Source organism: Alkalihalobacillus sp. CinArs1, from assembly GCF_947387515.1.
Lineage (GTDB): Bacteria > Bacillota > Bacilli > Bacillales > Guptibacillaceae > Guptibacillus.
The window spans coordinates 666,215-679,749 of the sequence record NZ_CANDOB010000001.1 but is presented as its reverse complement, the minus strand read 5'-3'; the positions used below and the strand labels follow the sequence as shown (position 1 = coordinate 679,749).

Here is a 13,535-nt window from a genome sequence, read left to right as displayed (position 1 = left end):
CAAAAGCCATTTAATGGTAAACTTGAAATAGTTGAGATTTAGTTAGGGGGGCTACCATGTCAGACGTTTTTGGACAGAAAGTTGAATCGCTAGAAGAGTTACGATCGATTGGAGGAGAGCCGGGGAAGTTAGCTGCCAACAAGGTGATCAACTTCTTAGATGATAACTGTGAACGATTTATCTCACATTCACCTTTCTTAACAATCGCTACAGCATCTCATTCGGGAAGCGATGTATCCCCGAGGGGAGACCAACCAGGATTTGTGAAAGTGATCGATAAAAAACACCTTCTAATCCCCGAAAGGCCGGGGAACAAACGGATGGACTCCCTACTGAATATTTTGGAGAACCCCAATGTAGGGTTGTTATTTCTTGTTCCAGGCAGGGAGGAAAGCCTTAGAATCAACGGTAAAGCGAGTATCGTTAAAGAGGAAGGCTTACTTAAAGACTGCGAGGCATTTGGGAATATTCCTTCTTTAGGAATAGGAGTCGAAGTGGTCGAATGTTTTATTCATTGTGGAAAAGCATTAAAGCGTTCTCATCTTTTTAAGCAAGACTATTGGCCGAATACAGAAAAGTTACCAAGTGCCGCAAAGATGCTCGCAGACCATGCGAAGCTTGAAAGCAATTCTGTTAGCAAGACCTTGAGGGAAAGTTACTCACAGCGCCTATATTGACTGTTGAACAGAAATGGCTCCTAACCCCTTATAAATGTTTGGTCTTCCGATAGAGCAATAAATTAGGTCATGCTCATTGGCGATCTTTCTTGCTTCTTCCAACGTGAATAAGTTATGTCCATCCACGAGTAAAGGCAATCTTTGACGTTTCACCACTTGACCCCAATCAACATTCTGAATAAGGGGTAATTCGGTTAATAATAGCAAAGCATCACAGTTTGAAACAGTATCGTTCATCAACGAACGGTACTGGCTCGAGTGGTGATGTTCCATAGAAGGATCAAAGAATCTAACTTCAGCCCCTTCTTCTTCAAGCCGTTTTGATACAAGGTCTGAAGGAGAGGGAGCCTCTTTTGTATATGAATCTCCTAAAACCCCAATGATTGAGCCGTGTAGTGTTCCTAGAAAATCTTTAAGTTTTTGTGTGAGAATTTCGGGTTGATATCGTTCGATTTCCTCTATCAAATTAATAAGCTTTGAGCCAGAAAACGACTGGTTTTCCATTTCTCGAAACGTTGAAACGTTCGATATGCTTTCGTTACCTTGATAGAAAGAGCCTGGATGTCTTGAGTGATGTCCCATTCGTGGATCTGCACGGAGTGCCCCGTGTATAACTTCCACATCTGCTCCGTATCTCTCTGCCATACCTGCGATCATATTTAGGCAAGAACTATTTAAAGCAAGGTATGTGTGGCACGCATATTTCATCAATTCAGCGCTAGCATAATCCATAAATTGAAGAGCGTTCGTCAGTGGAGAATAGAATGACTCCATCAATCGACACCCCCTCAAAGAGGAGGTACCTATAATTAACTCAGATGGATGTGTAAAATCTTTCACGATCGTCCCCGGTCGTGAGAAGTCTGGATTGTGAATAACTTCGAAATCTTGTTCAGTCAATCCTTGTTCGATAAGGATATTATGGATTCTGGTCGTAGTTCCAGGTGGCACCGTACTCTTGATAATAAATGTTTTGTGAGATTGAACGCTCACTGCAATTTGTCTGATGAAACGGTAAAGGTTCGTAAGATCTGGAACTTGGTCTTCATTTGTTTGAAGTGATTCGGTGAATAGGAGATAGCTAGCTTCTGCAGCGGCAGCCAGTTTATTTGTGGAGAAGGCTAACATGCCCGTTCTTAGGGCCTCATTGTATCGTTCCTGTAAACCACTTTCATTGAAAGGAACAGACCCATTCTTAAGTGCTGAAATAATTGTTTTATCATCATCAGCGCAAATAACGTCATACCCATTTGCTGCAAACGTAGCTGCTGCTGTGACTCCTATACGGGTTGCTCCAAATACTGCTAATTTCATGTCACTCTTCCTCTCAGGGTTTTAGGCGTACTGCGCGACTTTTTTGTTTCCGATTACAGTTTCATAATCTTCAACCAACCTGCCGAATATAGCATCCCAGGATTGAATAAGGGCATACCTTCTACCTTCATACCCCATCATCAAACGTTCGGTCGGGTCTTCTAGTAACCTTTCAATAGAACGTATATAGTCTGCTTCTGAATAAGGAGAACAAAGGACACCGTTACGGTTGTGAGAAACCACTTCGATCAACCCGCCAGCATTTGCTGCGATAACTGGTGTGCCTGATGCGAGAGACTCAAGCGCTACATTGCCGAATGTTTCGGTAGCTGAAGGAAAAACGAATAAGTCTGCACTCGCATATAGCTCAGAAAGCTCTTCACCATGCTTATAACCAGTAAGGGTTACATTATCTGGGAGATTCTCTCTGAATTTCGGTAAGGATGGTCCATCTCCTACGACTAGCCATCGTGAGTGGTCTTTGATCCCTTGTGGAAGCTTCCACATTATCTTTCTGAGTGTTTCGAGGTTTTTTTCTGGAGCAAGTCTACTCACAAATAAAAAGATATACTTTTCTTTGATGGCATACCGTTCCCTTACAGCATTAGACTTTTTGGAGGGAGAGAACTGCGTACAATCTACCCCTCGTTTCCATAACTTAAGCTGATCAAACCCTTTTTCTTGAAGGCGATCGAGCGTATCTTTAGACGGAACGAAGATAGATGAGAACGGTTGGTGAAACCAAAGTAGATACTTCCAAATAAACGGAGCGGACCATTCGAGATGATAATGATTGAGGTAAGAGTCAAAGTTCGTGTGGTAAGAAGCCACCATGGGAATAGAAAGTTTTTTTCCATAATGGAGTCCGCTTAATCCGATATTAAATGGGGTAGCAATGTGTAATAAATCTGGATTGAAACCCTGTAATTGTTTCCGTAACAGCCCTAACTTAGGGAGAGCCATCCTACATTCTGGATAAAGGAAGAACTTTGTACTGGCAAAACGATGGATGTTGCTAGAGAATAAGTCCACATCATTATTCGAATCAGGAGCAAACAATTTGTACTCGATCGAATGCCTCTCCATGTATGAGGTCAATCTCCCGAGAGTTTTTGACACACCGTTTACTTCTGGATAGTAGGTGTCCGTGAAAAGCGCTAACTTCATAATCGTCCCCCCATTCCTCTAATTAAGCTAACCAAATTGCAGAAATAAAAGCGCTGCCCATTCCAAGTATGATTCCAACAAGAACATCCGATGGATAATGATGACCAAGATAAATCCGTGAGAGAGCTACTGTTGCTGCAATCGCCAGTAATGGGATTACAAGAGATGGAATGACTAGGATGTATGGTGTGACGACAGAAAAAATAGCTGTCGTGTGGCCTGAAGGGAAAGAATGGTCCTTCAATGGATATACAAGCATTTTTGTCTCAGGTATCGCTAGATAAGGTCTATTTCTTGGGTAATGTTTTTTTATGAAATGTACGGGAAGGTGACTTAAAGTAAGTGCCACGGCACTTTGAAGTGCTAATGTTTTGTACGGAAAAGGTAAGAATATGAATAATAACAATGTGCTAATAATCGTTGCACGTGCACCACCTATGTGTGTGATGGTTCCCATGAAGGTAGTAAGGTATCGAGAGTGACATTTTAAGTTTAAGAACCGAAAAACAGAACATTCTTGTTCGTGAAGCCAGCCAACTACTTTACTCAAAATAATCCCCCTTCACTTTTTGTTACTTTCATCATAAAGGAGGCGTTTAGTGGGACTATTAAGGACATATTAAAGAATCATTAAGATTTATTTTGCAATAGTAAACAAAAAAAGAGACAGGCTAAACCTGGTCTCTTCTCATCATATTAAAGCGAAGTAAATAACATACCCGATCGCGAGTGCTGTACCGATTAGATAAACTAAGTAGATAGGATTGCTGAAAAACGACGCTTTTACTTTTGCATCACCTTGATTTTCGTAATCACCTTTTTGATTTTGCCCGAGGCGGTAAGTCATGAAAGCTCCGATTGCCAGGGTGATGATGACCAAGACGATCAAAACAATCGTTAATTTGTACAAGGTAGTCACCTCTATCCAATAGGATTGTAGTGGTAATTTTCCACAAGCCTACCGGAATTATACGCGGTACTCTGTTTAAAGAGGCGATTGTGCTTTGTAATATGCCGCCTTCTCCTTGTATTCTCTTCTTATGCGGTCCATATCAAGCTTGTCTTCATCTGTCAGGTCTCTAATAACTTTCGCTGGCCGGCCGAATGCAAGGGTGTTAGCTGGTATTTTCTTTCCAGGTGGCACAAGGCTGCCCGCTCCTACGAAAGCACCTTCGCCTATCTCTGCACCATCCAAAACGATCGACCCCATTCCGATAAGGGCATTCTTTTTGATGTGGCTACTATGAAGAATAACTTGATGACCAACTGTTACACCATCTTCTAAAATGAGCTTAAGATTAGGACTTTGATGAAGAACTGAGTTATCCTGAATATTCACTCCTTTTCCTATAATGGTAGGTGAGACATCACCTCGTATCGTTGTATTAAACCAAACACTGCTGCTCTCCCCAATTGTCACATCACCCGTAATGGTAGTATAATCCGCAATATAGGCTGTTTCATGAATGACAGGTTTTTTTCCTTTATACTCATACAACATAAGATCCCAACTTCCTATCGATAATAAGTACTTATAAACGTAGTGTAACAAAAAAGAGTCGGATAAGGGGGCAATACCCATGAAGATAAAACAAACTGAAGGTGCAAGAGCGGTAATCGTTTTAGTTCACGGAGCAGGGGAGCATCACGGCCGTTATGATTGGCTTGTTTCCAAATGGTTAGATGAAAGGTTTCATGTGGTTTTAGGGGATTTGCCTGGGCAAGGTGAAAGTTCGAGGAGAAGAGGTCATATCGATTCATTCGATCAATATATCGAAACGATTGAAAAGTGGGTTAAAGCAGCACATGAATTTCAACTGCCTGTCTTTTTACTTGGGCATAGTATGGGGGGACTTGCTGTTATCCGTACTATTATGGAGAAAGAGCTTTCGTTATCAGGCGTTATCCTGTCATCTCCTTGTGTTGGACTTGTTAATCCACCAAAGAAAAGCCTTGATCTCGTATCCAAAATGTTAAACCCGATCGTTCCTTCGCTTCGGTTAAATTCACAGCTTGAGCCCGGACTTGCAACTAGAAACAAAGATTTCCATGTAAGAGATCTTGAAGATCCGCTTATTGTGAAAAAAGTATCAGTAAGATGGTATCGAGAATTAGTGAAAGCAATGAGGATAGCAAACGAAGGCGCGAAAGCTTTCTCTGATCTCCCTCTTCTATTAGTACAGGCCGGTGATGATCGTATCGTAGATAAAAAGTCAGTGAGGTCATGGTTCGATCGAATCCCTTCAACCGATAAGTCTTATAAAGAATGGGAAAATTTTTACCATGAAGTATTCAATGAACCAGAACGTGAAATTGTTTTTAGGTCCGCATTGTCATTTGCACAACTGAGACTCGATCTGTTGGAAGATATAGGTGTGGAATTAAACTGACGATTAGGGGTGGAGTTTATTGAATGTACCTACTCAACCATGGACGTTGATGTTAAACATTTACAAACGTGTGTTACCGAGAGTGCACAAAGAGCTGAGTGAGTGGAAGGAATTTGCCGAACGAATTCCGAACAAAGAACTTCGAACGCAGGCGATCGCTAGTATTGATTCCAAAACTTTTCACTGTGAAGGTGGGGCCATCTATGGGTTGCTCGCAGGTAATAATATTGATCAATCGATTAAATTCATAGCCGCCTATCAAACGATAAGTGATTATCTCGATAATTTATGCGATAGGAGCACTTCGCTTAACCCTGAAGATTTCAGTGCTCTTCACGAATCGATGATCCACGCACTTTCTCCTAAAGTAGAGCTGACGTACAATTATTATCGCTATAGAGAAGAGCAAGACGATGGCGGTTATCTTAAAGCGTTAGTGAAGACATGTCAGGATGTGGTGAGAGAACTTCCTAACTTTGAGGAAGTTCAGCCTGCGCTCCTTGAACTATGTCGATACTACTGTGACTTGCAAATACATAAGCACGTGATTCCGGAAGAACGTGTTCCAAGGTTAGAGAAATGGTTCAATTATAATAAAGAAAAACTACCAGATATGTCTTGGCATGAGTTTTCTGCATGTGCAGGCTCCACACTCGGCATCTTTTGTCTCGTTTCTTATTCACTTGGGGGAACGATGCCAAAAGGTAGTACAGATCGTATTAAGAAAGGTTATTTTCCATGGGTCCAGGGTCTTCATATTATGCTTGACTATTTTATTGATCAGGAAGAGGATCGTGTTGGTGGAGATCTAAACTTTTGTTTTTATTATCAAGACAATGATGAACTCGCAGCACGTGTAGGGCATTTCATTAAAGAAGCAGATAAGAGTGTGAAAAACCTTCCACATTCGAACTTCCACCGTTTGATTAATAAAGGACTCCTTGGAATTTATCTTGCAGATAAAAAAGTCATGAGACAGAAAGATGTACGGTCGCTTGCTAGAAAAATCATCCAACAAGGTGGGAAGTCGAGTTTGTTTTTCTATTTTAATGGGTGGGTATATAGAAGGATCCATAAGGCTTCTCAGTAAAAAAGGTATAAAAAACGTCTCTTCGTGAGAAAAGTAACCTATAGAAACTTGAAAGGGGACTTCCATAATGAAGAAACGGTATTACGTAGCGGTTGGATCTGGTGAAATTTTAGAAGACCAAGGGGCTTCATCCTATAACTTTGAAATAGATGCCGATGAAGAAGATGTTTTTCATTTAAGTGAACTATTTGATTTAGCTGACACAGATAGTCGGTTATCGCTCTATCGAGCGCATGTGCCTACAAATTATCATGAAGATAAGAATAACCATGATTACGATGATCATCTTCAACAGATCTACAGAAAGATCCACGAGCTTGGAACAGAGCGTACAAGAGAGCATATCGAATCGATGGGAATTCTATAAAACATAGGGGCAGCTTGAGCTGCCCCTATGTTTTGCTTATTGCGAGTACATATGGTGGGTTGTTCTTTTGGTTTATAAAACCATATCGTAATACTTGGTAATCACGTTGGTCTAATTCAGATGTGAATTTAAGTACAGCGTCACTTTCTTTTTTACCTTCTTGATGACCAGAGTAAACGACAACGATCAACAGTCCACCGGGTTTTAGTAGTTCTAATATAGAAGAAACGGCTTCTAGCGTATCCTTCGGATTGGTGACGATCGATTTATCACCACCTGGAAGGTAACCAAGGTTAAAGATCGCTGCTGCGACTTGTCCTTTATCTGTCTCTTCGATGGTGTCTAATACATGAGCATGGCTGCTGTGAATCAAGTTTACTTGTGAGAGGTGCCCTTCTTTTTCGAGGCGCGCTTTCGTAGCTAGCAATGCTTCCTCTTGAATGTCATACCCATAAACTTTACCTTCTTCACCAACACGTTCTGCAAGATAGAGCGTATCGTGTCCGTTCCCGCATGTTCCATCTATGGCGATGCTACCTTTTTCAAGGACGGAATCTAACAGTGTTCTCGTGAAGGGGAGTATCCTTTGTAGTGTCATGTTGTTACCTTTCCTCCTGTTGCAAACTTTCCTTGCCAAGTGTCTCTACGAATCATTTCATCTCTTATCGCGTTTAATACACCGAACTTATTGGTACTCCACATTGGACCGATCAACAGCTCTGCAGGACCATCACCAGTTATCCTGTGGATCACCATGTCTTCAGGAATTACTTCTAACTGATCGACTACCAAGTTCACATAAGTATCACGGTCTAAGAAATCGAGCATGCCTTTCTCGTACTGCTTAACCATAGCTGTGTTACGCAAAAGGTGTAACAGGTGAATTTTGATTCCTTGTACGTCTAGTTTTGATACCGCTCTTGCAGTTTCCATCATCATTTCAGGTGTTTCTCCAGGTAAACCATTTATGATGTGTGAAACGACGTTTATATTATGTTTCCTTAGTTTTTCTACCCCTTCAACATAGCAATCAAAATCGTGAGCTCTATTGATCAGATCACCTGTATGGTCATGTACTGTTTGTAATCCTAACTCCACCATTAAAAATGTCCGCTCGTTTAGTTCAGCTAAATAGTCGACTACGTCATCCGGAAGGCAGTCTGGACGGGTTGCGATCGAAAGACCAACTACGCCCTCCTGTTGTAATATGACTTCATATTTTTCACGAAGTTCGTTAACTGGTGCGTAAGTATTGGTGAACGCTTGGAAGTAACCGAGGTATTTCGCATCTTTCCACTTCTTAGCACGAGTTCGGTCTTTTATCGTATTAAACTGTGTAACGAGGTCATCTCTTCGATCACCTGCAAAATCACCAGAGCCACTAACGCTGCAAAACGTACAACCTCCGTGTGCGACTTTCCCATCTCTGTTTGGACAATCGAACCCTCCATCTAAAGGTACTTTAAATACCTTATGACCGAATGTCTGACGTAGGAAATGATTAAACGAGTAGTAACGCATGTCAGTTCCAAAGTGGTCGGGAAGATAATCAAATTTCATAATTGGAGCAACTCCTCTTTCGAACGGCGCCCGTCCAGAATAATAATCAAATTTTATCACTTTCAAAAGGCTTCTCCAAACCTTTTTAAATGTTTGGGAATATTTAGGTCGTGGTAAAGAAGACTATACACAGATAAAGAGGTGAGCGTATGAAAGATAATGAAAAGCGTCATAAAAAAGGCGAAACGAATAATCCAGAACAGCTTCCAGATCAAGAGCGAAGTCAGCTCGATGAAGATGTTTCTGAGATGAATGTAGACCCTATTCCACTTGAAGACCTGAAAGAAGAGCAAAAAGAAGAAAAGCAGAAACCAAAATCCAAAGATGACTCAGCTAGTCAAAAGAAATATAGAGAAGGATAACGCACCCACAGTGGTGCGTTTTACCTTGTTTAGAGTTCTCTTTGTTTTCTTACCTTATTGCTTTCGTATCGTGTCAGGCCTCATACGGAAATCTTACTGTTGAAAGATTTTTCCTAATGTATAAACCCCTATGTGACCGTCTAAAATGATAATGTTCTTGACAATTTTCTGAAGTATTCATACAATACAAACTATATACTGAGATTAAACTGAAAGATTATGATGAGGAATAGTAATAAAGCTTCTACTTTAAGAGAGTTAACGGGTGGTGAAAGTTAACATAGAAACTTTATGAACTCGCCTTTGAATTGGAATCCTGAAAGATAGTAGGGAGCCCCGTCCGCCTGCGTTAAAGGTTTTAAGTGAGTGCGATTCAGCACTAATCCGGGTGGTACCGCGGGTGATTGTGAATAACAGATTCTCAACCTCTCGTCCCTGTTTATAGACAGGGATGGGAGGTTTTTTATTTTATGGATAGTTGGAAGGAGAGAGCTAGCATGTCTTTTGATCACAAATCGATCGAAAAGAAATGGCAACACTATTGGGAACAAAATAAAACGTTTAAAACGACTGAAGAAGCAGAGGGAGAAAAAGTTTATTTTCTCGATATGTTTCCATATCCATCAGGAGCAGGTCTGCACGTAGGCCATCCAGAAGGGTATACAGCTACAGATATATTGTCACGTATGAAACGAATGCAAGGGTACAACGTATTGCATCCGATCGGTTGGGATGCGTTTGGTCTTCCAGCAGAGCAGTATGCTCTTGATACAGGTAACAATCCACGTGAATTTACTCAGCAAAACATCAACACGTTCCGTCGCCAAATCAAGGAACTTGGATTCTCGTATGATTGGGATAGAGAAGTAAATACGACCGATCCAAACTACTACAAATGGACACAGTGGATTTTCACAAAACTATATGAAAAAGGTCTTGCTTACGTAGATGAAGTTGCTGTGAACTGGTGTCCAGCTCTAGGAACGGTTCTAGCTAATGAAGAAGTCATCGATGGTAAAAGTGAGAGAGGTGGACACCCGGTAGTACGTAAGCCAATGAAACAGTGGGTGTTGAAAATCACAGAGTACGCAGACCGCTTGCTAGAAGATCTTGAAGATCTCGACTGGTCTGACAGTATAAAAGAGATGCAGCGCAATTGGATCGGCAAGTCAGAAGGTGCTGAAGTAACGTTTGAAATCGACGGACATGATGAATCGATCGATGTCTTTACGACTCGTCCTGATACACTGTTCGGAGCAACGTATATGGTTCTAGCGCCAGAACATCCTCTAGTGGAACTTATTTCAACTGATTCTGAAGCTGCAAAAGTAAAAGACTACCGTGCAAGTGTGCAAACGAAGAGTGATCTTGAGCGTACAGAACTTTCGAAAGAAAAAACAGGCGTCTTCACGGGGGCATATGCGATCAATCCGATCAACAACGAGAAGCTTCCGATCTGGGTCGCAGACTATGTTCTAATGAGCTATGGTACGGGAGCTATCATGGCGGTTCCTGCTCATGATGAGCGTGACTACGAGTTCGCAACAGCTTTCGACCTACCGATAAAAGAAGTTGTAGCAGGTGGAGATATTTCGAAAGAAGCTTACACGGAAGAAGGGGAGCATGTTAATTCAGACTTCCTGAACGGACTTGATAAAACAGAAGCGATCGCTAAGAGTATCCAGTGGCTTGAAGAAAAGAACAAAGGTAAGAAAAAAACAACATATAGACTTAGAGATTGGTTGTTCAGCCGTCAACGTTATTGGGGAGAACCAATTCCAATCATCCATTGGGAAGACGGAACGATGAGTGCTGTTCCTGAACAAGATCTTCCAGTCACACTACCTGAAACAACAGAGATCAAGCCTTCAGGAACGGGAGAATCTCCACTTGCTAACATTGAGGATTGGTTAAATGTAGTTGATCCAAAGACTGGTATGAAAGGTCGCCGTGAAACAAATACCATGCCTCAATGGGCAGGAAGCTGCTGGTATTATCTTCGTTACATCGATCCAGATAATGATGAGATGTTGGCAGATCCAAAGAAACTTGAAAACTGGCTTCCTGTAGACATGTATATTGGAGGAGCGGAGCATGCTGTTCTTCACTTGCTATACGCTCGTTTCTGGCATAAAGTGCTTTACGACATTGGCGTCGTTCCAACGAAAGAGCCGTTCCAGCGTCTACGAAATCAAGGGATGATCCTTGGTGAAAACAATGAGAAGATGAGTAAATCTAAGGGGAATGTCGTTAACCCGGATGAAATTGTTGAAACGCATGGAGCAGACACACTTCGCCTTTACGAAATGTTTATGGGACCATTCGAAGGTTCCATCGCATGGTCAAGCAATGGATTAGACGGTGCTAGAAGATTCCTTGATCGTGTGTGGCGCTTATACGGTGAAGGTGACCTTTCAAAAAGCTCGATCTCAAAAGAAGCATCAGAGGATGGCCTAGAGCGTGTTTATCACGAAACGGTTAAGAAAGTTACGGAAGACTTCGAGGGCTTGCGTTTTAATACGGCGATCTCTCAAATGATGGTCTTCGTGAACGAAGCGTATAAGCAAGATTCTTTACCATTCAATCTGATGGAAGGTTTTGTTAAGCTTCTATCTCCAGTAGCTCCTCATCTTACAGAAGAATTGTGGGAGGTGCTTGGTCACACTGATACACTCGCTTATGCAAGCTGGCCAACGTTTGATGAGAACAAGCTGACTGTTGATGAAGTAGAGATCGTCGTGCAAGTAAATGGAAAGTTACGTGCTAAGATTTCGATCCCTGCTGAAGCAACTCGAGAAGAAATGCAAGACATTGCCATGGCTCACGAGAAGATCGAAGGACAACTTGAAGGAAAAACAATTCGTAAAGTAATCGCTGTTCCTGGAAAGCTTGTGAATATTGTGGCTAACTAAGTTATTAAAGTGAAATGAGTGAAGCTAGAGGTCATAATGACCTCTGGCTTTTTTTGATTTATAAAGGTATCGAACCAATCACTCTTTTTAGTGAAAAATAATAGTATGGGTTATATTTGTGACATGGTATCACTAGAGACTTCTTGTTCAAAAGCTTGCCAGATTGATTTCTTGAATTAAAGATAAAAATGATGTAGGATTGTTTTGGTGAAGAAACCATTCAATGAAAACAATCGTTCAGGAAGGAGTATGTTAAATGAGTAATGAAGTTAAGACGATTACACCTGAAGAGGTTCAAGAGCTACTAAATGAGGGAAAAAACGTATCGCTAATCGACGTTCGTGAGGATGAAGAGGTAGCAGAAGGAAAGATTCCTGTGGCTAAACATATTCGTCTTGGTACTATTCCTGAACGACTTGATGAGATCAACAAAAACGAAGAGCACATCATGATTTGTCGCTCAGGAAGACGAAGCGAGCATGCATGTGAATATTTACAAGAAGCAGGATATGAAGTGAAGAATATGGTAGGCGGTATGATGAAGTGGGAGGGTGAAGTAAAGTAACCCTCCTAAGAAAAGGAGAGAATCCAGATGACACTATGGGGCATGGCTATCGCTGTTGCGGCAATAACGATTGGGCTATGGAAAGTCGTTCATCCCTATACGTATTTAAAGCCGATCAATGTTGATCCCTTTGATGATGATAAATACTGCTTGATCGATGTAAGAGATTACATTCTTTCGCACCGTACACCGTATGAGAAAGCAAAGAACATCCCGCTTTCTTATCTCGGTAGACAGACAAGGGAAAATGATGTTTGTGATAAAGAAATCGTTGTGCTTGCAGAAGACCGCAAGGCTGCGAGGATGGCTGCAAAAATATTGTTAAAGCAATCGAAGCAGCCTATTTATTACATGACAGTTTCATCATAAACTGGAACGCCTTTAGAAGACTTTTCTGAAGGCGTACCATTCGCCTATTAATCCAACTAAAATTATAGGATTAATTATATTTTTTCTTTTTAAAATAGGTCTAGAAGCCTCCCTTTTCTTTGTTATAATAAGGAAAAAGATAACTTAGAGGTGTCGTCATGAGGGCAGAACTTATTCGCGCTATGATGGATTTACAGGCATTGCGCCAATTTCAACCTGGAAACGGAAGTCGAAATCAGCAGGCAGCCACTCCTTTTCTTGAAATGCTAGAACAGGCTATTTCATACACTTCATCTGATCAGATAACTACATACGACAGTACGTCTTTAACAAAGCAAACTCCGGTGGAGTCATTTAAGCCTACTGGTCATTCAACAAAGTCACTAGAAATAGATGGATACATTCAGCAACTCTCCGATGAACATCAAGTGGATTCTAAACTAGTTCACTCCATTATTAAGCAGGAGTCAGGGTATAACCCATCAGCAGTTAGCCATGCAGGTGCAGTTGGACTTATGCAGCTTATGCCTGCGACAGCTCGTGGGCTCGGGATAGAAGATCCATTTGATGCTAAGCAGAATATCGAAGGCGGCGTCAAATACATTAAGCAAATGTTGAGTAAATATGGTGGGAATACTGAACTTGCTCTAGCAGCTTATAATGCCGGACCGGGAAATGTTGATAAGTATGGAGGTATCCCTCCATTTAAAGAAACACAAAACTATGTATCTAAAGTTATGAAAAACTATTTAGCATAAAGCA

Annotated in this window: 16 protein-coding genes and 1 other annotated feature; of the genes, 9 read left to right on the top strand and 7 right to left on the bottom strand. The window is 41.3% G+C overall.

Features of this window, described 5'->3' with window-relative positions; translation table 11 throughout:
• The first annotated feature begins 56 nt into the window (after positions 1–56).
• A complete protein-coding gene (locus tag PFZ69_RS03660; protein WP_270179662.1) occupies positions 57–677 on the top strand; it encodes an MSMEG_1061 family FMN-dependent PPOX-type flavoprotein in 621 nt (206 codons plus the stop codon).
• Here PFZ69_RS03660 and PFZ69_RS03655 read toward each other — a convergent pair.
• The 5 genes from PFZ69_RS03655 to PFZ69_RS03635 form a co-directional block, all read right to left on the bottom strand.
• Positions 669–1,991, bottom strand: a complete 1,323-nt coding sequence (locus PFZ69_RS03655) for a nucleotide sugar dehydrogenase (RefSeq protein ID WP_270179661.1) — start codon at positions 1,989–1,991, stop codon at positions 669–671. The two genes, PFZ69_RS03660 and PFZ69_RS03655, sit on opposite strands and share 9 nt — an antisense overlap.
• 21 nt (positions 1,992–2,012) lie before the next feature.
• The gene (locus PFZ69_RS03650; RefSeq protein WP_270179660.1) at positions 2,013–3,158 is read right to left on the bottom strand and encodes a glycosyltransferase family 4 protein; all 1,146 of its coding nucleotides are present in this window, start codon (positions 3,156–3,158) and stop codon (positions 2,013–2,015) included.
• A 22-nt stretch (positions 3,159–3,180) separates the two neighbouring features.
• The gene (locus tag PFZ69_RS03645) at positions 3,181–3,708 is read right to left on the bottom strand and encodes a phosphatase PAP2 family protein (protein WP_270179659.1); all 528 of its coding nucleotides are present in this window, start codon (positions 3,706–3,708) and stop codon (positions 3,181–3,183) included.
• Between the two features lie 141 nt (positions 3,709–3,849).
• Complete coding sequence (locus PFZ69_RS03640; RefSeq protein ID WP_270179658.1) at positions 3,850–4,068, bottom strand: hypothetical protein; 219 nt, start codon at positions 4,066–4,068, stop codon at positions 3,850–3,852.
• Positions 4,069–4,143: 75 nt separating this feature from the next.
• On the bottom strand, positions 4,144–4,659 hold the full coding sequence (locus PFZ69_RS03635) for a gamma carbonic anhydrase (RefSeq protein ID WP_270179657.1): 516 nt from the start codon (positions 4,657–4,659) through the stop codon (positions 4,144–4,146).
• Positions 4,660–4,738: 79 nt separating this feature from the next.
• Between PFZ69_RS03635 and PFZ69_RS03630 the strand changes: the two genes are divergently transcribed.
• The 3 genes from PFZ69_RS03630 (at position 4,739) to PFZ69_RS03620 (ending at position 7,005) form a co-directional block, all read left to right on the top strand.
• Positions 4,739–5,548: an alpha/beta hydrolase gene (locus PFZ69_RS03630; protein WP_270179656.1), complete on the top strand. Its 810-nt coding sequence runs from the start codon at positions 4,739–4,741 to the stop codon at positions 5,546–5,548.
• A 19-nt stretch (positions 5,549–5,567) separates the two neighbouring features.
• Positions 5,568–6,638: a tetraprenyl-beta-curcumene synthase family protein gene (locus tag PFZ69_RS03625; RefSeq protein WP_270179655.1), complete on the top strand. Its 1,071-nt coding sequence runs from the start codon at positions 5,568–5,570 to the stop codon at positions 6,636–6,638.
• 67 nt (positions 6,639–6,705) lie between these two features.
• Positions 6,706–7,005, top strand: coding sequence for a hypothetical protein (locus tag PFZ69_RS03620; RefSeq protein ID WP_270179654.1), 300 nt, complete (start codon positions 6,706–6,708; stop codon positions 7,003–7,005).
• A 25-nt stretch (positions 7,006–7,030) separates the two neighbouring features.
• On the opposite strand, the gene PFZ69_RS03615 is transcribed toward PFZ69_RS03620, so the two are convergent.
• Positions 7,031–7,603, bottom strand: coding sequence for a tRNA (mnm(5)s(2)U34)-methyltransferase (locus PFZ69_RS03615; RefSeq protein WP_270179653.1), 573 nt, complete (start codon positions 7,601–7,603; stop codon positions 7,031–7,033).
• Positions 7,600–8,565 (bottom strand): TIGR01212 family radical SAM protein, encoded by a 966-nt coding sequence (locus PFZ69_RS03610; RefSeq protein ID WP_270179652.1) that lies wholly within the window; start codon positions 8,563–8,565, stop codon positions 7,600–7,602. Before PFZ69_RS03610 ends, PFZ69_RS03615 begins: the two co-directional genes overlap by 4 nt.
• 149 nt (positions 8,566–8,714) lie before the next feature.
• Between PFZ69_RS03610 and PFZ69_RS03605 the strand changes: the two genes are divergently transcribed.
• From PFZ69_RS03605 to PFZ69_RS03585, 5 genes are all read left to right on the top strand, one after another.
• Positions 8,715–8,927, top strand: coding sequence for a hypothetical protein (locus PFZ69_RS03605; RefSeq protein WP_270179651.1), 213 nt, complete (start codon positions 8,715–8,717; stop codon positions 8,925–8,927).
• 210 nt (positions 8,928–9,137) lie between these two features.
• Positions 9,138–9,367: a binding site (T-box leader), on the top strand.
• A gap of 57 nt (positions 9,368–9,424) precedes the next feature.
• Complete coding sequence (gene leuS, locus PFZ69_RS03600) at positions 9,425–11,839, top strand: leucine--tRNA ligase (RefSeq protein WP_270179650.1); 2,415 nt, start codon at positions 9,425–9,427, stop codon at positions 11,837–11,839.
• Between the two features lie 256 nt (positions 11,840–12,095).
• On the top strand, positions 12,096–12,404 hold the full coding sequence (locus PFZ69_RS03595; protein WP_270179649.1) for a rhodanese-like domain-containing protein: 309 nt from the start codon (positions 12,096–12,098) through the stop codon (positions 12,402–12,404).
• Positions 12,405–12,431: 27 nt separating this feature from the next.
• The gene (locus PFZ69_RS03590; RefSeq protein WP_270179648.1) at positions 12,432–12,773 is read left to right on the top strand and encodes a rhodanese-like domain-containing protein; all 342 of its coding nucleotides are present in this window, start codon (positions 12,432–12,434) and stop codon (positions 12,771–12,773) included.
• 158 nt (positions 12,774–12,931) lie between these two features.
• Positions 12,932–13,531: a lytic transglycosylase domain-containing protein gene (locus PFZ69_RS03585; protein WP_270179647.1), complete on the top strand. Its 600-nt coding sequence runs from the start codon at positions 12,932–12,934 to the stop codon at positions 13,529–13,531.
• The last annotated feature ends 4 nt before the right edge of the window (positions 13,532–13,535 follow it).